The following is a 20,361-nucleotide window of genomic DNA, read 5'->3' as shown; positions in this document are numbered from 1 at the left end:
GATCTAGCGGCGGCCCGCAGGGAGGCCCAGGCGGTCTCGCAGGCGTACCCGGCCCGCTCATCCCTGTGAACGGTGGAGGCGGCGGTGGCGGCGGAAGCCAGGGTTCGGGTGGCGGAGGTGGGGGGGGCGTTACGGACGGCACCACGCCCGGCCCTTCACTCGGCGGCAATGGCGCCACGATAGGTTCGGGTTCGGTGATCACGGGGTCGGGTTCGTACGTCCAGTCAGTCAGCACGGCCGGTGTCAGTGCGGCTCCAACGCCTGTGGGCGTGGGTGGCGGAGGCGGCGGTGCAGCGGGTCTCTTGTCCACCGGGGGGGCAGCCATCGATATCCTGAGTGGGGTCACGGTCACGGGCGGGGCCGGCGCAGGCACGAATACCCTCTCTTTGCCGGCGGCCGGCGGTGCCGGCGGCGGCGGAGCAGGCATCGCGGCGAGCGCCGGTTCAATCACTGTGAGTGGCGCCGTGATCGGCGGCGCGGGAGGTCCGTCGGCTGGCAACGCCGGCGGTGGTGGCGTCGGGATGGTGATGACTCAAGGCAACGTCCAGGTCAATGCCGGCGGACAGATAATCGGGGGCGCGGGCGGCGCGGCAGGCTCGGGTAACAGCGCGGGATTGGGAGGCGCCGCGGTATCGATCGGTTCCGGCTCATTGATCAATTTCGGCACTCTGCGCGGCGGCGACGGAGGAATGGCGGGCGCAGCCCAGGCGGAAGGCGGCCTGGCCGTGCTGGCAGGCGACAACGTCACGGTGGTCAACCGCGGGACGATGGTGGGCGGTCTGTACCAGGGACAGACGTTTCGCCAAGCCGTCCTCTTTCAAGGCAGCGGCAACCGACTCGAACTATGGGAGGGTGCCGTTACGACGGGGGATGTGACCTTCTCGGGCAGCGGCAATACGCTGGCCGTGGGCAGCGCAAGCGGGCTGCCGGCTTCGGTCACGATCGATGGCAGTCTGCTGATGGGCAGCGGTTCGGTATACGAGGTACGCGCCAATGCCGCAGGGCAAGCTGACCAGATCTACGTGACGAATGTGGCGAATGTCGGCGGCACGGTGAGGGTCCTGGCTTCGCCGGGAGCCTGGGCGGAGAACACGCGATACACCATTGTCCGGGCGGGTCTGACAATGGCTGGCGGATTTACTGGCGCGACGTCCAACCTTGCCTTTTTGACGCCATCGCTGGTGCAGGGTCTGATGGATGTGGAACTGCTCATGCAGAGACAGTCATCGGGCGGCAAGCCGATCAGCTTCGCGGATGCCGCGGTGACGAGCAATCAGAAGGCCGTCGCGGCAACCATCGACCATATGCCCGCGAACAACGAGGTGTATCGCGCCGTGCTGAACTTGGAGAGCGGGGCGCCTCCTGCGGCATTCGCGGCCCTGTCCGGCGATATGCACACCAGCGAGAGATCCGCGTTGCAGGCCGGTGCGGCAACAATCCGCAGCGTTCCGTTGAATCATCTACGCGCCAATCTGAGCGCTGGCATGATGCCGGGCGCGCCAACGGCGCAAGCCGGCGCCACCAACGCCGTATCCGGTCAGGCGGCGTTGCCTTACTCCGCAGCCCTGCCGGCTTGGGCGGAGGTCATCGGCAACTGGCAGCGGTTCGATGGCGACGGCAATGCACCGGCAGGACGGCAGTCGACGGGGGGCGTGTTCGTGGGCGCGGATCGCGCTGTCGGCGCAGGTTGGCGGCTTGGCGCAGCCTTGGGCTACACCAATGGCAAATTGACGGTGGATGACCGGTCGTCCAAGTCCGACATCGATAGCTATAGCGCGGTGATATACGGAGGAAAGGCATTCGAAGTGGGCAAGGACCGCTTGAATTGGCTGCTGGGCGCGGCGTATACCTGGCACGACATTTCCAGCGAGCGGCGTGTTGCCCTGCCTGGGCTGAACCAGACTTTGCGCGCTGACTACGGCGCCAGCACCGGCCAGCTGTTTACGGAATTGGGCTACGCGATGCGATTTTCGAGCGTCACGATGGAGCCATTTGCAGGCGTGGCCTGGAGCGATCAACGCACGCGCGGCTTTTCAGAAAGCGGGGGGGCAGCTGCGCTGTCCGGGCGCAGCGCACATGACACGCAAACGATCACTACGCTGGGTTTGCGGGCGCAGACGCCTTGGTCGCTGGGCCGATTGGATGGCGCCGTGCGCGGCACGTTGGGCTGGCGTCATGCTTTCGGCGACGTGAAGCCGGTGTCCAAAATGGCTTTGGACGGAGGCAGCACGTTCACGGTTGCCGGCGCCGCGATCGCACGCGACGCGGCGCTGTTGGAGCTGGGCATGGATGTGGCGGTCTCGCGCTCCGCGACGATCGGTATCGCTTACTCGGGTCAATTTGCCAGCAATACGCGCGAGAACGCGGGCACGATCAATGTGAGGTGGGCATTCTGAGGCGGCAACGCCTATTCATTCGTGTGGGATGGCCAAGCATCGGGATCTGCGGGTTGGCCTTCATCAGGCCAGCGCGCGGGCCATGTCCACACTGCTGCGGGCTTGCATGCCCAGATCGCGCGTGCGTTGCAGGAAACCCGCCTGCGCATCGGCAAAGCCGGTGACCGGGCTGATGCAGTCGGTCAGCAGTATGACGCGCGACAGGTTGCCGCCCGGCAGGTATTCGGCGATATGTTCGACCGTGGCTTTGACGCAGTGGCTGCCGGCTTCGCCGGCGACAACGATCAGGTCGGCGCGGTCCAGCGAATCGAGCAGGTTGCGATTGAGCTGGCTGCGCGGGTCGTCAGCGTCGGGCACTTCGGCCATCAGCGCGCTGTAGTGTTCGGTCCACGGGTTGGTGCCTTTGGGCACTTTGCGCACGATGAATTGGCGTTCGTCTTCCCAACGGCTGTAGGCCGCGCGGACATCCGCATGGACGTTGTGGCCCCAGGTGCCGATTTCGCAATGCACCGGCCATACCATCAGCGTGTAGCGGCCTCGCGCTTCCAGCTCGTCCAGATAGGACAGCGTGCGCGGCAGGTCGTCGACATGGCGCGGGTGGAAGGCGCCCGAACGCACCTGCGCGGCAGTGATCGGCGTAAACGGTGCGACGGGGCGGCCGTCGCCGGTACGCCAGAAGGTCGGGTGCGCGATGTCCAGCCGATGATGCGAGTCCAGCGTCACAGTAATGGCCGATAGCGCCGGCGCGGTGGCGTCGATGAAACGCGCCAGCCGTTGCATGTCGGCGTGCGCGCCGGGTACCGGCAACGCGGGCGCGATCGGCTGCCCGGTCAGGGGATCGGCGGGCAGATACCCTTTGGGGAGGTCGCAGAAATCATTCTGCGGATCGATGATCAGTAGATGAACAGAGCGCGACATTGGGGGCAAGGGCGGGAAGTGAATACGAAATATAGACCGGGACGCCCGCTGGCGGGAACTTCATGGCACTGGCTGCGCTGGAGCGTGGCCCGCGATGAGCGGCGGGCGGCCTTAGAACAAGACCAGGTGCCGGGCGCAGTCCGGCAACTGGCGCAGCAGGGCACGCCACAGAAACCAGATGCGCGCCAGCGCCGCGATGGCGACCGCTGCTGCTATGTAAAAGACCATGGCCTGCTCCGTTCATGAATTCGCACGACCGTGCGAAATTGACTGCAAGAAATGCCGGCTCGCGCCGGCGTCGGATGTGACTACTCGATGTACTTGAAACTGCGATACGTGGAAATCAGGCGTTCATAGGCGGCGCGCACGCGTTCGTGGGCCTTGGGGTCCCGCAGGAAGCGGGCGTCATGCATCAATCCGATCATTAGGCTGTAGACCTCGAAAACCAATTGCTCGGGGTCTGTGTCGGGGCGCAGGTGGCCTGCCTCCAGCGCTTGGTGCACGGTACGCACCATGGCCGCCCGCCATCCCCGCAGATGGTTCTCGACTATCGGCCGCAGGGGGGAATCGACGTCGTCGTACTCGAAGGCACCGGCGACATAGATGCAGCCGGTAAGCAGTTCGACGTGGCAGGCGCGGTCGATCCAGTGAGCCACCAGTGCATTGAGCCGCGGCAGGCCGCGAGGGTACGCCATGGCCGGCGTGAAGACGGCGGCCACGAAGCGGCGATCGTATTCTTCGAGCACGGCGTGCTGCAGGGCTTCGCGCGAGCCCACCCGGGAAAACACCCCGCTCTTGCTGATGCCCAGCCGCTTGGCTACCTGGCCCAGCGACAGGCTCTCGAGCCCTTGGGCGGCGGCCAAGTCCAAGGCCGCGTCCACAATGGCCGCGAAAGTCAGTTCGCTCTTTTCAGTCAGGGCAGTCATGGCGACAATTTAGCACGATCGTGCGAAAAAGCGGATTTTCGTTGCGTCGCGCGCTGCGGCCAGGCAACGAAAAAAAGGACCGCTTGCGCGGTCCGGTTCCGGGGCAGGGCCTGCCGGGCCGTCAGGCCTGGGCGGCCTTGAATTCCAGGCGGAACTTATGCAGCAGCGGCTCGGTGTAGCCGTTGGGCTGGGTCAGCCCTTCGAACACCAGCGCGCAGGCGGCCTTGAAGGCCAGCGAGCTGTCGAAGTTGCCCGCCATGGGCAGGTAGTTGGCGTCGCCGGCATTCTGGCCGTCGACCACCTTGGCCATGCGTTTGAAGGTCTCCATGACCTGGTCGCGGTTGGTCACGCCATGGCGCAGCCAGTTGGCGATGTGCTGGCTGGAGATGCGCAGCGTGGCGCGGTCTTCCATCAGGCCGACGTTATGGATGTCCGGCACCTTGGAGCATCCCACGCCCTGATCGATCCAGCGGACCACGTAGCCCAGGATGCCTTGCACGTTGTTGTCGAGCTCTTGCTGGATGTCCGCGGCGGACCACTTGGAGCGGTCGCCGACCGGCACGGTGAGCAAGCCGGCCAGCAGGTCGTCGCGCACGCTGTCGAGCTTGGTGCGTTCGAGCTCCTGTTGCACCGCCTGCACGTCGACCTGGTGGTAGTGCAGCGCATGCAGGGTGGCGGCGGTGGGCGACGGCACCCAGGCGGTGTTGGCGCCGGCCTTGGGATGGGCGATCTTCTGTTCCAGCATGGCGGCCATCAGGTCCGGCATGGCCCACATGCCCTTGCCGATCTGGGCGCGTCCGCGCAGGCCGGCGTCCAGGCCGACCAGCACGTTGTTGCGTTCGTAGGCGGTGATCCAGGCGGTGGATTTCATGTCGCCCTTGCGCAGCATGGGGCCGGCTTCCATGCTGGAGTGCATTTCGTCGCCGGTGCGATCCAAAAAGCCCGTGTTGATGAACGCGACTCGCGATGCCGCGGCCTGGATGCAGGCCTTCAGGTTGATGCTGGTGCGGCGCTCTTCGTCCATGATGCCCATTTTCAGGGTGTTGCGCGGCACGCCGAGCAGGTCTTCGACGCGGTCGAACAGTTCGCTGGCGAAGGCGGCTTCGGCCGGGCCGTGCATCTTGGGCTTCACGATGTAGACCGAGCCGGTGCGCGAATTGAGCTTGCGCTCACGGTCGTGCAGGGCAGCCAGGCTGGTGACCACGGCATCCAGGATGCCCTCGGGGATTTCTTGCTCGTCGCGATCCAGCACGGCCGGGTTGGTCATGAGGTGGCCGACGTTGCGCACGAACATCAGCGAACGGCCGTGCAGGTTCAGCGGGGAGCCGTCGGGGCGCGTGTATTGGCGGTCGGCGTTGAGCTTGCGGGTGAAGGTCTTGCCGGCCTTGGTGACAGCTTCGGTCAGGTCGCCCTTCATCAGGCCGAGCCAGTTGCGGTAGATGTGAACCTTGTCGTCGGCGTCGACCGCCGCGACGGAATCCTCGCAGTCCATGATGGTGGTCAGCGCGGCTTCGACCAGGACGTCCTTGACGCCGGCGGCATCGGTGGCGCCGATGGCGTGGCTGCGGTCGACCTGGATTTCGAAGTGCAGGCCGTTGTTCTTGAGCAGGATGGCCGTGGGCGCTTCGGCGCTGCCTTGGTAGCCGGCAAACTGGGACGGCGCCTTGAGCGTGGTGGCGCCGTTGGCCAGCGCGACACTGAGCTGGCCGTTCTTGACGGTGTAGCCGCGGGCGTCGGCGTGCGAGCCCTGCGCCAGCGGCGCGGCCGTGTCCAGGAAGCTGCGGGCGCGGGCAATGACGGCGGCGCCGCGCTCGGGGTTATAGCCCTTGCCGGTATCGCCGGGCGTGGCGGGGATGGCGTCCGTGCCGTAGAGCGCGTCGTACAGGCTGCCCCAACGCGCGTTGGCGGCGTTCAGGGCGTAGCGCGAATTGGACACCGGCACCACCAGCTGCGGGCCGGCCTGTTGCGAAATTTCGGTGTCGACGTGGTCGGTGGTGGCGCGCACGGCGGCCGGTTGCGGCAGCAGGTAGCCGATGCCTTCCAGGAACTTGCGGTAGGCGGCCGGATCGCTGATGGGGCCGGGGTGGGCGCGGTGCCAGGCATCGAGCTCGGCCTGCAGGCGGTCGCGTTCGGCCAGCAGGGCGCGGTTCTTGGGGGCCAGGTCGTGCACCAGGGCCGAGAACCCCTTCCAGAAAGCGTCGGCATCCAGGCCGGAGCCGGGCAACGCTTCCTTTTCGATGAACTGGCTGAGATTGGCCGCCACTTGCAGGCCGTGGTGCTGGGTGCGTTGAGTCATGCGGATCTCTGATGGTATGGAGGTCTGGGCGGCGCGCGCGCCGGGCGAATCTGTCATGACATCATCGTTCGCGCTTGCGCCAAAGTCCATATCAAAACCAGCTGGTCATACCAGTTTGTTTATCTGTCGCCAGGCAAACATCGTTTTTTTATGGTTTTATATCAGCTACTTACAGTAGGGATGGCTTGGCAGGCTATTTGCACGGGCTACTTGGTCATACCACTGGTACGGAGAACGCATGCACGCCGAAACAGAAGCGAAACCCCGCCAGGTGGCGGACGAGGTGGCCGAGCGCATCGAGCGCCTGATCTTGGACGGCGTCTTGAAGGCCGGCCAGGCGCTGCCGTCCGAACGGCGCCTGACGGAAAAGCTGGGCGTGTCGCGCACGGCGCTGCGCGAGGGGCTCAAACTGCTGCGCGCGCGCGAGATTATCCATACCTCGCAGGGCAAGGGCTCGTTCGTGGCGCGCATGTCCAAGGTGGATGCGGGCCCGCTGATGCACCTGTTCAACTCGCAGCCGCGCACGCTGTATGACTTGCTTGAGGTCCGCTCGCTGCTGGAGGCGGATTCGGCCCGGCTGGCGGCCCTGCGCGGCACCGAGGCGGATTTCATCATGATCCGGCGGCGCTACGAAGACATGGTGAACGCGCCGGTCGGCGCCGCCGACACGGCCACGCATGCGCATCTGGACCACGCGTTTCACCTGGCCATCTGCGAGGCATCGCACAACCCCGTGCTGGTGCACACGTTGCAGTCGCTGAACGACCTGATGCTGGGTTCAGTGTTCGCGTGCGTCAACAACCTGTATCACCGCGAGCCGGAAAAGCGGCAGATCGACAAGCAGCACGCCAAGCTGTTCAACGCCGTGATCGGGCGCCAACCCGAGCAGGCGCGCCGCGCCGCGGCCGATCATGTGGATAGCGTGCGGCAGAACCTGGCCGAGATCGAGCAGGAAGAGCAGCGCCTGGTGCGCGCCACGTTGCGCCTCGAGGGCTGGACGTAGCGCGGCTAGCGCGCAGGATTTAACGGTCTTCGGTCATTGCGGTCGCGAGGGCCAGCGGCTTGCCCGCGTAGACCCGGCCAAAGCGGTTGCCAAGCAACGCTTCCAGCGCGATCTGCTCTTGCCCCACGAATCCCTTTTGCGGCAGCGCGGCCTGCGCGACCAGATCCAGCGCCGCGCAGATGCCGGCTGCGGTCGACAACTGGATGGCGCTGAGCCGATGGCCGTCGACGTCGGCGCCGAAGATACGGATGGGGTAGGACTCTTCTTCCAGCCGGCCGTGGCGATAACCGGACGCCTGCGCCTGGATGACGATGACGTCCTGTTCGGTGGTGGGAATAGCGGTTTCGAAGATGTTCTTGAGCAGGTCGCGGCGGTCACGCAGGCGCAGATCGTTCAGCAGCAGCTTCATCAGGTTGCAGTGGCCCGGATAGCGCACCGACTTGTAATCCACGTTGCGGGCTCGGCCCAGCAGCGTGGCGGGCAGCGTGCCCAACCCGCCCGAGGTATTGAAGGCCTCGTATTCGACCCCGTCCAGCGCAAAGGTCTCGTAGCCTTCCAGTGCCGGCACGCTGGTCAATTGCCCGTCGACGATGGCTTCGCACGGGTTGCAGTATTCGTTGATCAGCCCTTCGGTGCTCCAGGTCAGGTTGTAGCGCAGGCTGTTGGAGGGGTAGCGCGGCAGCGCGCCCACGCGCATGCGCAGGTCGAGCAGGGTGTCGAAGCGGCGCGCCAGCGCGTTGCCGACAATGCCGATAAAGCCCGGCGCCAGGCCGCATTGCGGCATGAGCACGCTGTGGGCGTCGGCGGCCAGCGCCTGGATGGCGTGCGTGCTGGCGACGTCTTCGGTCAGGTCGAAATAGTGGACGCCGGCTTGCGCGCACAGGCCCGCCACCGTAATGGCGCGATGGAAAGGCAGGGCGTTGACCACGGCGTAGCGGCCTTCGATGCAGCGCGCCAGTGATGCGTCATCGGAAATCTCGCGCGTGTCGCAACCGAGTTCGGCAACGGCTCGCAGGCGCGCGGGGTCCTGATCGGCGACCAAGACCGAATAATCGCCGCTACGCTCGAGCATCAGGGCGATGGCGAAACCGATTTTTCCGGCGCCCAGGAGAAGGACGGGCTTGGTGGAGGTGGACATATTGCGCTCCTGCGTGAGGGGGATGGGTTGGCCTCATCCTATGCGCGGGCGCTGTCGATTTGTAGAGACTAAAGCGTCGTAACGGCTTTAAGTAATGCCGTTATGACTTAATTTGATGTCGATTCGTCAAAAACAAAGCCCTCCGGCGGGGCCGGAGGGCTCTAGGGGTGATTGCCGGGCCTGATGATCAGGCCGCGCGATCAGCTGCCCATGGGGGGGTAGTCCATGTTGCCGAAGGTGACCAGGCCTTCCGTCTTGGCTTGAGCCAGTTCGGTTTGCACTTGGGCGCGGGTCAGCGACGAGGCAGCGGCGGCGTGGGCGACGGGCGGGTAGTCCATGTTGCCGAAGGTCACTTCACCAGCGTTCTTGGCTTGGGCCAGTTGCTCTTGCACTTGTTGCGAGGTCAGGCTGGACTTCTGGGCGATGGCGGCGGGGTAGCCTTCTTCGCCGAAGGTGTATTGGCCCGAAACCTTGGCTTGTTGCAGTTCGGCTTGAACCTGGGCGCGCGAGGGGCCTTGGTCGGCTTCAGCGGCTTGGGCGCCGGCAGCAGCCAGAACGGACATGGACAGCATCAAAGCGGTAGCAAGGGTTTTCATAGCAGACCTCCATATGTCTTGAGCTTGGGATCCGAACCTCTGGCCTGATTGCTGGGGGTTCGCTTGCTGTGTCCCGATGAGATGCATTCTGTGCCTAAACAACCCTGGGATAAACCCTTATTACCTGAAAACATCTTTCCAAAATACGTACTAATCACCGAGGAACTTCTCAAATGGCACCATAGGTGGCGATATTTCCATTTGATGACGCAATAGGTGGTAGTCGCCCGGGCAATGTGCCTCGGGCGACAGGGGGCAGAACAGGGGGAAGCCGGCGCGCAGTCCCGGGGGCGGTCCCGGGGCTGGCAGGGGAACAATCAGCGGTTCAGGTCGGCCAGGGCGGCGTCGTACTCGGCGCGGGCCTCGTCCAGCTTGCGTTGGGCCTTGTCGATCTTGTCCTGTTTGCCCTTGGCCCGGGCGGCCTTGAGTTCGGCCTCGCGTTCGGAGACCTTGCTTTGCTTGTCGCGCACGTCGGCTTCGCGCTGGGATTGAAGGCGGCTGTCGGTGCAGTGCGCCTTCGCTTCAGCCAACGCTTTCTGCAGGCCGGCCACCTTGCGGGAGTTGTTGTCGGCCTTGGCTGCGGCGATGTCGTTTTCGATCTGGCAGAACTTGGCGGCGCAGCCGCGTTGCGCCGAGCAGTCGGTGGCGGCCTGGACGGGCAGGGCGCCGAGCAGCGCGCAAGCGCAAGCCAGAGCCGTCAGGGTTTTGGTCAAAGCAGGCATGCGGTGTCTCCGTAAGGCGTGTCGGGGACCCCATCATCGCGCATGCGGGCGTGGCCCGCAATGCGCGGCATCAAGCGATCAGCGTGCCCGCCAGCGCGGCGGCAACCAGCAGTGCGCCCAGCCAGAGGTTGGCGCGGAACAGCATGAAATTGCGGTCGGGTCGCTGGATGTCGAAGACCTTCAGTTGCCACGCCAGGTGCACCGCGATGGCGGCGATGCCCATGTAATAGGCCCACGACATGCCGATGGCATAGCCGCCCCAGCCCCACAGGACGACGGTGGCCAGGTAGAAGCCGCCGATCCAGAGTTTGCCCTGGTCGCCGAATCGCATGGCGGTGGAATGCAGGCCCAGGCTGCGGTCGTCGCGCACGTCGACGTAGGCGTAGATGCTGTCGTAGCCAACCTGCCACAGCACCGCGCCGATCCACATGGCCACGGCGGCCAGGGGAACCTGGTTCTGCGTGTCCGACCAGGCCATCAGCATGCCCCAGTTGAAGCAAATGCCCAGCACCACTTGCGGCCAATAGGTGACGCGCTTGCACAGCGGATAGATGAAGACGAAGGGCAGCACGGCCAAGGCCAGCCAGCGGCTCATGCCGTTCAGGAAGAACAGCAGCGAACCGCAGACCAGCAACTGACCGATCAGGAACCAGACCGCGTTGCGCATCGTCAGCTGGCCGCTGGTCAGCGGCCGGAAACGGGTGCGTTCGACGTGCTTGTCGAAGTTGCGGTCGCACATGTCGTTGACGGTGCAGCCGATGCCGCGCATCAGCAGCGCGCCCACCGAAAAGACGATCAGGCGCTGCAGGTCGGGCAGGCCGCCCGCGGCCTGGATCAGCGCGGCGATACAGGGCAGCAGCGTCAGCCAGGTGCCGATGGGGCGGTCCAGGCGGCACAGGCGGGCGTAGGGCCGCCACGATTTGGGCAGCCAGCGCTCGACCCAGTCGGTGAAGACGATGTCGCTGAGGTCGACGGGAGGTTGTTGCGGAGCGCTCACTGTCACGGCGAAAGTAATGGGAGGAAAGCCGACAGCATAAAACAACGGCCGGGCATTGCGCCCGGCCGCTGGACCGTCAAGGCAGATCAGGGCCGGATTTTCAGGCCGTGTATTCCTTGAGCAGCTTGCCCAGGATGGCGATGCCGGTGCGGATTTTGTCTTCCGGCACGGTGGCAAAGCTCAGGCGCAGCGTGTTGGCGCGACCGGCGCCGCTGTAGAACGGCGCGCCGGGCACGAACGCCACGTTCTGGGCGATGGCCTTTTCAAGCAGCTTGGTACTGTCGATGTGTTCGGGCAGCGTCAGCCAGATGAACATGCCGCCTTCGGGCTTGGTCCAGGTGACCGTGGCGGGGAATTCGCGCTGGATGGCTTCCAGCATGCAGCTGCCCTGCGCGCGATAGATTTCGCGCACGTTCGGCAGGTGCTCTTCGAGGAAGCCGTCCTTGACGATTTCGTACACGGCCATTTGGGTCAGCGTGGGCGTGTGCAGGTCGGTGGCTTGCTTGGCCTGCACCAGCTTGTTGATCAGCGGGCGGGCGGCGGCGATGTAGCCCAGGCGCAGGCCGGGGGCCAGCACCTTGGAGAACGTGCCCAGGCGCACCACGTTGGCGCCGTACTCGGCGGCCAGCGCGATCAGGCCCGGCTGCGGCTCGCCTGCGTAGCGCAGTTCGCCGTAGGGGTCGTCTTCGATGATGGTCAGGTTCAGCTCGGCGGCGCGCTTGACCAGTGCGATGCGGCGCTCGAGGTTGAGCGTGCGGCCGGTGGGGTTCTGGAAGTTGGGCAGCGCGTACAGGAAGCGCGCGCCATCGGCCAGTTCAGGGGTGATGGCGTCGGGGATCAGGCCGCCTTCGTCGGTGGGCACCGGCACGAACTTGGGCTGGTACAGGCTGAACGATTGCAGGGCGCCCAGGTAGCTGGGGTCCTCGACCAGCACTTTGCTGTCTTTGTCGATCAGCACCTTGCCCAGCAGGTCCAGGGCCTGCTGCGAGCCGGAGACGATCAGGATCTGGTCGGCGGCAACGTTGGCGCCGGCGCGGTTCAGGTCGTCGGCGACCCATTGGCGCAGCGGCGCGTAGCCTTCGGTGGGGCCGTACTGCAGGGCCGCGCGGCCGTTGGTGGCCAATACCTTGTCGAATGCCGCACGCACTACTTCTACCGGGAAGCCGCCGGGCGCCGGCAGACCGCCTGCGAACGAAATGACTTCGGGCCGCTCGGTGACCTTGAGGATCTCGCGGATGGCGGAACTAGTGAGTTGCTGGGCGCGTTCCGAGAAGGAAAACGCAGGTTCGAAAGGCTTGTCCATGGCTTGCTTCTTAATCAAGAAGAGGGGGGCGGAAGGGTGATGACAACGGCGCAGAAAAGACGTTACTGCGTAAACTATTGTCCCACAGCGAGGCGAGCCGGCCCCTTTATCGCGGCAAGCCCCTAAAATCACTTGTATCGATAATCGCCTGTACAGTTACATTTATCAATATGTTTGAAGCCGCTCCGATCGCCGCCGAATCCAAGGCCGCGCTGTACGCCGAACTGGCCAAGCAGGCTCGCGCCTTGCTGGACGGCGAGCACGACCGCATTGCCAATGCCGCCAATCTCAGCGCGCTGGCCTACCAGGCCTTGCCCGACCTGAACTGGGTGGGTTTCTACTTCTTCGACGGCACGGAACTGGTGCTGGGGCCGTTCCAGGGCAAGCCGGCCTGCGTGCGCATCGCGCTGAACCGCGGCGTGTGCGGGGCGGCCGCCAGCCAGCGCCAGACGCAACTGGTGCCTGATGTGCACGCGTTCCCCGGCCATATCGCCTGCGATGCCGCATCGCGCTCCGAGATCGTGGTGCCGCTGCTGCACCAAGGCCAACTCATCGGCGTGTGGGACGTGGACAGCCCGGTGCCGGACCGCTTCGACGAAGACGACCGCCAGGGCATGGAGGCGCTATGCGCCGTGTTCCTGGCCAACCTGCGTTGACAGGCTCGTGGCGGCCCGGTAGATTTGCGCATCGGCCGTCAGCGGCCGTATCAACCTCTTTATTCCATTCATGATTCGTCAGGCCAATCAATCCGCTTACCTGTTCCGCGCCCTGGGCGTGGCGACGGTTTGCGCCGGCCTGAAATCCAAAAAACAGCCGCTCATCTGACCGGAGCATGCTGTTCCGTCAGATGGGCGACGGAACAGCGGCCTCTCGGCGGCGCCATGGCGCCTTCGTGCGCACCCCCTAGTATCCCGAGCACTTCTGTACGGCCCAACCACGGTCCGCTTACACCGAAGGAGTGTTCATGCAAACTCGTCAATCTCTGTTCCAAGGCGTCTGGGTTCCCCTGGTGACGCCGTTTTCCGGCGGCGCCGTGGATGGCGGCGCCCTGCGCCGCCTGGTGCGCCATTTCCTGGCCGCCGGGGTGGACGGCCTGGTCGTCTGCGGCAGCACGGGCGAGGCCGCTGCGCTGGATGACGCCGAGCAGCTGGCGGTGCTCGATGCCGTACTGGCCGAGGCCGGCCGCCTGCCCGTGGTGATGGGCCTGGCCGGCAACCACCAGGGCCACGTGCTGCAGCGCCTGGCGGCGTTCGGCACCCGTCCGCTGGCCGGCATCCTCGCACCCGCGCCGTACTACGTGCGCCCCGGCCAGGAGGGCGCGGCCGCTTATTTCCGCTGCCTGGCCGATGCGTCGCGCTTTCCCCTGGTGCTGTACGACATTCCCTACCGTACCGGCACATCGCTCGAGACTGCGACATTACTGGCGCTGGCTGCGCATCCGAATATCGCCGCGATCAAGGACTGCGGCGGATCGCTGGACAAGACGCTGGCGCTGATCGCCGACGGCAACATGGCCGTGCTGGCGGGCGAGGACCTGCAATCGCTGTCGCTGCTGTGCCTGGGCGGCGCCGGCATCATCGCGGCCGCCGCGCATATCCGCCCCGACCTGTTCGTGGCCATGTACCAGGCCGTGCAGGCGCAGCAGCTGGATCTGGCCCGCCGCCTGTTCCAGGCGTTGGCGCCCATCATCCAGCTGGTGTTCGCCGAGCCCAATCCCGGCCCGGTGAAGGCCCAGCTGGGACGCCAGGGCCTGTTGAGCGACGAGTTGCGCCAGCCCATGCCCACGGCCAGCGCGGCGCTGGCGCTGCGCATGGACGCCGCCGTGGCGGGCCTGAACCGGCAGTTTCCCTGCCAGTAGCGGGATTGGAGCCGCCTGGACGGCGGCTTTTTAGCGCTCAGATTCATTTGGTAATAAATGTCTCAGCGGGATGCTGACGGATTGCTTATGATGCCGCCATTCTCCGGGGTGAAACAAAACGTTCATGGCTCAAGCTTTTGTAGCGTTGTCCGCCTGGCAAGTCATGCTGGCGGGCCTGCTGTTCTTCGGCGGCATCTACCTGCTTTTCGGCGCGGCCACCTGGCTGCTGACCCAGCACATCCTGCCCGCGCTGGGCATCGGCCGGCCGCTGGACCCTCGGCCTCTGGCCCCGGGCCAGCTGCGGCGCGAGTTCGCCCAATCGGGCCTGTCGGTCCTGTTATTCGGCACCGGCATGATTTTTCCGTGGGGTCTGTTGCAGCTGGGCTGGGCGCACCTGGATCCGGACGCCAGCTGGCAGAAGATCACGCTGGAAATCCTGGTGCTGGTGGCCTGGAACGACGTGCATTTCTGGGTCAACCATCGCTTGTTGCACACCAAGCTGCTGCGCCGCTTCCATTTGCCGCATCACCGGTCGGTGGTGACCACGCCGTTCTCGACCTACAGCTTTCACCCCATCGAAGCGCTGATGCTGGGCAACGTGATCATGCTGCCGATGGTGCTGCACGACTTCAGCTTCTGGTCGCTGGCGTCGGTGCCGCTGTTCAGCCTGTTCTTCAATTGCATCGGCCACGCCAACTATGACTTTTTCCCCAATGTGTCCTATTCACATTGGTTCGCCGCCAGCCGCCGGCACCATCTGCACCACGCTTGCTACAACGGCAATTTCGGCTTCCAGTTCACCTTCATGGACCGCCTGTTCCGCACCCGGCTGAAGGCCGAGGCGGCCGGGGCCCAGCTGGAGGCTTTCCGAAAGCGAGAATCGCTTGGCGGACAGGCTTAAGCAGCGGCGCCGGTTGCCTGCGCTGCGCAACCGACGCGATTGGCAGAGCCTGGCGTACCTGGCCGCGCTGCCCGTTCTGGCGGCGTGGCAGTGGTTTCATGGCTTCTGGTGGCCGCTGTACGCGCTGATGCTGTTCCTGACCCTGGGCATCGGGGTGATCCATCACAATCACACACACATCCGCATGTGGCGGGGGCGCTGGACGAACCGGGCCACCGATTTCTGGATCACGCTGCTGCAGGGGCATCCCACGTTCGTGTTCTATCCGGCGCACGTGGCCACCCATCATCGCTACAAACATGGCGCGCTGGACGCGGCGCGTACCTACCGGTTCGGCGGCGATACCAATCACCTGTGGGGCTACCTGATCCACCCGGCGCAAGCCGTCTGGGTGCTGTATCCGCTGTTTTTCACCTGGCTGGGCCGCCTGCGCCGGCATTGGCCGGGCGCCTGGCGCTATTGCCTGTGCCAGTACGGCGCCTGGCTCGGGCTGTGGGGCGGCCTGCTGGCCGTGAATCCGGTCAAGGCGCTGGTGTTCGTCATCGTGCCGCAGCTGCACGGCCTGCATTGGCTCTTGGCCACCAACTACCTGCAACACGCGCATGCCGACGGCGGACCGCGAGCGGTGGCCGGCCTGAACTACGCCCGCAATTTCGAAGGACTGGTCAATCCGCTGCTGTTCAACATCGGCCTGCACACCGCGCACCACGAGCACCCGCGCGCCCATTGGTCCGAACTGACCCGTCTGCATCGCGTCCACTACCGGGCCCGCGTGACGCCCGCGCTGAACGAGGGCGGCCTGACCCCCTACATGTTCCGCGTGTTCGTGCTGGGCACCTTCCTGCCGCGCTTTCGCAGCCGCTCGTGCATGGCGCCCGAGCACGTGCGCTAGCACCGCCTACCAATACCTGCCACTAGAGACCCGTCATGCCTATCGCGTTTAATCGTGTCTATCTGGAAAGCGCCGGCTACTTCATGCCGGGCGAGCCCGTCTCCAACGAGGCCATGGACAGCTACATCGCGCCGCTGAACCGTATGTCCAGCCGCATCAAGACCCGCATCCTGGCCGAAAACGGCATCAAGCAGCGCTACTACGCGATTGACCCGGAAGGCGCCACGGTCTTCACCAATGCGCAGCTGGCCGCCAACGCGATCCGTGATTGCCTGCGGCGCAACGACGGCGACCTGGCGGACGTGTCGCTGCTGACCAGTGGGTCGTCCGGCGGCGATGCGCTGATGCCGGGCTTTGCCAACATGATCCAGGGCGAATTGGCGGCCCATCCGATGGAAACCCTGTCGGTGCATGGCATCTGCGCCGCGGGCGTGTCCGCCATCCAGACGGCCGCGCAAGGCGTAGAAATGGGCGGCCATGCCCGCGCGCTGGCCGTGGCCGCCGAACTGCCGTCGCGGCTGTTCAAGCGCTCGCGCTTCGCGGCGCGCGGCTACGACGCCGACTTCGATGCGCACTTCCTGCGCTGGATGCTGTCCGACGGCGCTGGCGCGGTGCTGCTGGGCCAGGGCGGGCGGCCGTTGCCGGGCGCCTCCAGCGGCGTGCGGCTGCGCCTGAAATGGGTGCACCAGCGGTCCTTCTCGGGCGATTACCCCGTGTGCATGCAATTGGGCCTGTCGGCCGACCGGCAAAAGGGGCACCTGGACTATCCGTCGTGGAACGAGGCCGAGGCGGATGGCGCCTTGTCGCTGCGCCAGGACATCCGGCTGCTGCCGCACCTGTTCGACATCGGTATTCATGAATATGCCAAGCTGGTGCGCGACGGCTGGCTGGACCCGGACCAGGTGGACCACTTCCTGTGCCACTACTCGTCCGAGAAGTTCATCCCGGTGGTCGAAGACCTGATGGAGAAGGCCGGCCTGGTGATCCCGCGCGAGCGCTGGTTCAGCAACCTGGCTTGGCGCGGCAATACGGGCGCGGCATCGATCCTGATCATGCTGGCCGAATTCCTGGAGACGCGCGAGGTCAAGCCGGGTGAGCAGATCTTCTGCTATATCCCCGAGTCGGGCCGTTTCATGGCCGCCTACATGCTGCTGGAAGCCGAGGCGGTGCAGGGTGCCACGGTGGCCGTGTCCTCCGGCGCCGCGCCGGCGGCCAAGGGGTACGAAGACGCCCATAGCGCGGATGCCGAGGCGATCGCGCCGCCGCACGATCCCGACATGGCGCCCCAGGGCCTGGGCCAGCTGCTGACCGAATTGGCGGCGATCTGGCACGACTACCGGTCGCGCGTCTGGCGCACGCCGGTGGTGCGGCGTCTGCGCAACCGCCAGTTCCAGACCGCCGACTACCTGAACTGGATGGAAAACTGGATTCCGCAGGTGCGCGAAGGCAGCAAATGGATGCGCGAAGGCGCGGCCTCGCTGACCGAGCAATACCAGCCGCTGGCCGCCTTGATCGACATGCACGCCGGCGAAGAGCAGAACGACTTCCAGATCCTCTTCCAGGACTACCGCACGGCCGGCGGCGCGATCGACAACATCGATCTGCTGCGCCGCAACCCCGGCGGCGAGGCCCTGAACGCCTATCTGCACAGCCTGGCCGCCACGCGCGACCCGATCGGCCTATTGGGCGCCATCTACATCATCGAAGGCACCGGCCAGCGCATCGTGCCGGCGCTGCTGCCGCTGCTCAAGGCCAGCCTGACGCTGCCGCCCGATGCGTTCCGCTTCCTGGAATACCATGGCCACAATGACGAAAACCACCTGGCTCGCTGGTTGACCGCGGTGGAGCTGGCGCTGGACTGCGACGAAGACGGCCGCGCCGAGCGGCGCATCGTCGATACCGCACGCCGCACGGCCGCGCTGTACCTGATGCAGTTTCATCATGTGATGGAGGACGATGCCACATGAACAAGGAACCGGATTTCCTTGCCAAGGAGCATGATCCCGCCGATCCGAGCCCGTGGCTGGCCTTGTACCTGGACCGCAGCACTCCGCTGCCGGACAAGGTCAAGAAGGCCTGGCTGACGGATTCGAGCTGCGCTTCGCGCCAGTATCTGCTGCCGTTCCTGCGGCCGCTGGCGCGCGCGTTCATCATCCTCATCCAGGTCATCAAGACCTTCCTGCCGCGCCGCTGGTCGCATTCCCGGCTGCTGCACCGCATCCTGGCGTGGGGCCTGAAGCGCTTCGTGTCGCCCGAGGCCAACTGGCTGATCCTGCGGCATTTCCACCTGGGCGCGCAGGCGCTGTCGTTCATCGCGGCGAACTCGCCGGTGCGCATCACCACCACGCCGCTCGAGCCGATGGAGATCGACGACCTGAAGGACGAGTTGTTCGTCAAGCACGACCTGAACCTGTTCAATTTCGTGATTCGGCTGAACCAGGCGTTGCGCGACGCCGGCGTGGAAATGCATGCGCCGGAGCGGGTCGATTTCTCGATGATTCGCGATCCGGACCTGCGTTTGGAAGACATGCCGCAAGGCAAGCTGAATTTTCTGGATTTGCAAAGCGCCATCGAGCTGTTCACGCCGCTGTATCAGCTGATGCTGACCGACAACGATTTCTGGCGCGCGGCCAACTCGCTGCAGCTGGATGAGACCATCGGCATCTATGCAGCCAAGCTGCTGGGGGCGCCGCAGCACCTGATTCTGGTGAACAACAGCCATCCGCTGGTGCCCATGTCGACGTTGCGTGCCGGGTACCGGCTCGTGCTGCATGGCCTGTCGACCGAGATGTTGCACAGCCTGCTGATGGAAATGAAGGCCGCCCAGGCCGGCGCCGAGCCGCCCGCGCCGATCGCCTGAGGATCGCGGACCGCAGCCCGGCCCGGATGCAAGTCCGGGTTGTCCCCGCGTGGCAGGGCAAAGTGGCTGCGCTATATTGCGACCCTTGTCCGCCGTGCCTCGCCAGGCCGCGCTCGCGCGGCCTGAATGTCTATTTCGGAAGCGCTTGCAATGTCTCAGCCCATCGAAGTCCTTGCCACTGTCTTGTTTGTCGTGGCGGTGCTTCATACCTTTTCCGTCCCTGTGTTTGCCCGCCTCGCCCACCGTGGCGGGCCGCATGCCGGCTTCTGGCATCTGTTCTCGGAAGTGGAGGCGGTGTTCGGCGTCTGGGCCTTTGCCCTGATCGTGGCGATGGCGGCGTTGTCCGGGCCGTCCGCGGCCATCGACTACATGGACACGCGCAACTTCACCGAGCCGCTGTTCGTCTTCGCCATCATGGTGGTGGCGGCCAGTCGCCCGATCCTGGAGCTGGTGGGGTTGCTGGTGCGCCTGGCGGCGCGCGTGGTGCCGCTGCCGCGCGAGCTGGCGACCTTCTTTGTGGTGATGTCGCTGGTGCCGCTGGGCGGCTCGTTCATCACCGAACCCGCGGCGATGACGCTGGCGGCGATCCTGTTGCGCGACGCGTATTTCCGCACCAGCGGGCGCGCCGGCTTCAAGTACCTGACCTTGGGCGTGCTGTTCGTCAACGTGTCGATCGGCGGCGTGCTGACTTCGTATGCGGCGCCGCCGGTGCTGATGGTGGCGTCCACGTTCGGCTGGGATTCGGCCTTCATGGCGCAGCATTTTGGCTGGCGGGCGGCGGTGGCCGTCTGCCTGAACGCCGGCCTGCTGACTTTCGTGTGCCGCAAGGCGCTGCTGGAGCGCTCGGTGGGCACGGGGGGCGGCGTGGATGCGCCCGAGGGCCAGGATAAGCGTGCGCCGGTGCCGGCCGTGGTGATGTTGATCCACCTGGTGTTTCTGGTGGCCGTCGTACTGAGCGCGCATCATCCCGCCATTTTCCTCGGCCTGCTGATGATGTTCATCGGCTTTGCCGAGGCCTACAAGCGCCACCAGAACCGCCTGCTGATCAAGGAAGGCCTGATGGTGGGGTTCTTCCTGGCCGGGCTGGTCGTGCTGGGGGGATTGCAGAAATGGTGGCTGCAGGACCTGCTGGGCGGGTTGGAGCCCTTCGTGCTGTTCTGGGGCGCCACTGCCCTGACGGCAGTGACCGACAACGCCGCGCTGACCTACCTGGGTTCGCTAGTGGAAGGCACCGGCGAGGCCTGGCGCTACATGCTGGTGGCCGGGGCGGTGACGGGGGGGGGACTGACGGTCATCGCCAATGCGCCCAATCCGGCCGGGTTTGCCATCCTGAAAAACCATTTTCCGGATGGCAGCATCTCGTCCGGGCGGCTGTTTTTGTCCGCCCTAGGCCCGACGCTGGTGGCCGCCCTGATGTTTCTGTTGCCCGTCTGACGGGGCAGGGGGCGGCGCCCTGGCGACCGCCCCGAAAGGCCCGCCGCGAGGTTGCCGCCGGCCCTTCATGAAAAACCGCTAAAATTCAAGACTTTCCCGTATTTTTCCGGCCTTGCCCGCC

General features: G+C 65.5%; 17 protein-coding genes. 9 read left to right on the top strand and 8 right to left on the bottom strand.

Features of this window, described 5'->3' with window-relative positions:
* The first annotated feature begins 521 nt into the window (after positions 1 to 521).
* Positions 522 to 2,396, top strand: coding sequence for an autotransporter outer membrane beta-barrel domain-containing protein (locus tag A9974_RS05560; RefSeq protein WP_255468040.1), 1,875 nt, complete (start codon positions 522 to 524; stop codon positions 2,394 to 2,396).
* Between the two features lie 63 nt (positions 2,397 to 2,459).
* On the opposite strand, the gene A9974_RS05555 is transcribed toward A9974_RS05560, so the two are convergent.
* The 3 genes from A9974_RS05555 to A9974_RS05545 all read right to left on the bottom strand — a co-directional run bounded on the left by A9974_RS05555 (position 2,460) and on the right by A9974_RS05545 (position 6,536).
* Positions 2,460 to 3,314, bottom strand: a complete 855-nt coding sequence (locus tag A9974_RS05555) for a cysteine hydrolase (protein ID WP_183003156.1) — start codon at positions 3,312 to 3,314, stop codon at positions 2,460 to 2,462.
* A gap of 308 nt (positions 3,315 to 3,622) precedes the next feature.
* Positions 3,623 to 4,240, bottom strand: coding sequence for a TetR/AcrR family transcriptional regulator (locus tag A9974_RS05550; protein WP_183003155.1), 618 nt, complete (start codon positions 4,238 to 4,240; stop codon positions 3,623 to 3,625).
* Between the two features lie 121 nt (positions 4,241 to 4,361).
* Complete coding sequence (locus A9974_RS05545; protein ID WP_183003154.1) at positions 4,362 to 6,536, bottom strand: malate synthase G; 2,175 nt, start codon at positions 6,534 to 6,536, stop codon at positions 4,362 to 4,364.
* 238 nt (positions 6,537 to 6,774) lie between these two features.
* On the opposite strand from A9974_RS05545, the gene glcC reads away from it, so the two are divergent.
* Entirely contained in the window at positions 6,775 to 7,539 is a 765-nt protein-coding gene (gene glcC / locus A9974_RS05540) for a transcriptional regulator GlcC (protein WP_183003153.1), read from the top strand.
* 19 nt (positions 7,540 to 7,558) lie between these two features.
* On the opposite strand, the gene A9974_RS05535 is transcribed toward glcC, so the two are convergent.
* The 5 genes from A9974_RS05535 to A9974_RS05515 all read right to left on the bottom strand — a co-directional run bounded on the left by A9974_RS05535 (position 7,559) and on the right by A9974_RS05515 (position 12,295).
* The gene (locus A9974_RS05535; RefSeq protein ID WP_183003152.1) at positions 7,559 to 8,677 is read right to left on the bottom strand and encodes a saccharopine dehydrogenase family protein; all 1,119 of its coding nucleotides are present in this window, start codon (positions 8,675 to 8,677) and stop codon (positions 7,559 to 7,561) included.
* A gap of 200 nt (positions 8,678 to 8,877) precedes the next feature.
* Positions 8,878 to 9,273, bottom strand: a complete 396-nt coding sequence (locus tag A9974_RS05530) for a DUF4148 domain-containing protein (protein ID WP_183003151.1) — start codon at positions 9,271 to 9,273, stop codon at positions 8,878 to 8,880.
* 317 nt (positions 9,274 to 9,590) lie between these two features.
* A complete protein-coding gene (locus A9974_RS05525; protein ID WP_183003150.1) occupies positions 9,591 to 9,995 on the bottom strand; it encodes a DUF1090 domain-containing protein in 405 nt (134 codons plus the stop codon).
* A 70-nt stretch (positions 9,996 to 10,065) separates the two neighbouring features.
* A complete protein-coding gene (ubiA, locus tag A9974_RS05520) occupies positions 10,066 to 10,992 on the bottom strand; it encodes a 4-hydroxybenzoate octaprenyltransferase (protein WP_183003149.1) in 927 nt (308 codons plus the stop codon).
* A 100-nt stretch (positions 10,993 to 11,092) separates the two neighbouring features.
* A complete protein-coding gene (locus A9974_RS05515) occupies positions 11,093 to 12,295 on the bottom strand; it encodes a PLP-dependent aminotransferase family protein (RefSeq protein WP_183003148.1) in 1,203 nt (400 codons plus the stop codon).
* A gap of 170 nt (positions 12,296 to 12,465) precedes the next feature.
* Between A9974_RS05515 and A9974_RS05510 the strand changes: the two genes are divergently transcribed.
* The 7 genes from A9974_RS05510 to A9974_RS05480 all read left to right on the top strand — a co-directional run bounded on the left by A9974_RS05510 (position 12,466) and on the right by A9974_RS05480 (position 20,240).
* The gene (locus A9974_RS05510) at positions 12,466 to 12,951 is read left to right on the top strand and encodes a GAF domain-containing protein (protein WP_183003147.1); all 486 of its coding nucleotides are present in this window, start codon (positions 12,466 to 12,468) and stop codon (positions 12,949 to 12,951) included.
* A 308-nt stretch (positions 12,952 to 13,259) separates the two neighbouring features.
* A complete protein-coding gene (gene dapA / locus A9974_RS05505) occupies positions 13,260 to 14,153 on the top strand; it encodes a 4-hydroxy-tetrahydrodipicolinate synthase (RefSeq protein ID WP_183003146.1) in 894 nt (297 codons plus the stop codon).
* 124 nt (positions 14,154 to 14,277) lie between these two features.
* Entirely contained in the window at positions 14,278 to 15,054 is a 777-nt protein-coding gene (locus A9974_RS05500; RefSeq protein WP_183003145.1) for a sterol desaturase family protein, read from the top strand.
* Positions 15,038 to 15,946 (top strand): fatty acid desaturase, encoded by a 909-nt coding sequence (locus A9974_RS05495; RefSeq protein WP_183003144.1) that lies wholly within the window; start codon positions 15,038 to 15,040, stop codon positions 15,944 to 15,946. Before A9974_RS05500 ends, A9974_RS05495 begins: the two co-directional genes overlap by 17 nt.
* A gap of 35 nt (positions 15,947 to 15,981) precedes the next feature.
* Entirely contained in the window at positions 15,982 to 17,913 is a 1,932-nt protein-coding gene (locus A9974_RS05490) for an iron-containing redox enzyme family protein (RefSeq protein ID WP_183003143.1), read from the top strand.
* Positions 17,910 to 18,806, top strand: coding sequence for a hypothetical protein (locus A9974_RS05485; RefSeq protein WP_183003142.1), 897 nt, complete (start codon positions 17,910 to 17,912; stop codon positions 18,804 to 18,806). Before A9974_RS05490 ends, A9974_RS05485 begins: the two co-directional genes overlap by 4 nt.
* A 150-nt stretch (positions 18,807 to 18,956) precedes the next feature.
* Positions 18,957 to 20,240, top strand: a complete 1,284-nt coding sequence (locus A9974_RS05480) for a putative Na+/H+ antiporter (RefSeq protein WP_183003141.1) — start codon at positions 18,957 to 18,959, stop codon at positions 20,238 to 20,240.
* Positions 20,241 to 20,361: the final 121 nt, after the last annotated feature.

The sequence above is a fragment of the Achromobacter sp. UMC71 genome (assembly GCF_014170305.1).
Lineage (GTDB): Bacteria > Pseudomonadota > Gammaproteobacteria > Burkholderiales > Burkholderiaceae_B > Achromobacter.
Note: the sequence above shows the minus strand (reverse complement) of the source record. Positions and strands in the feature narration are given on the sequence as shown.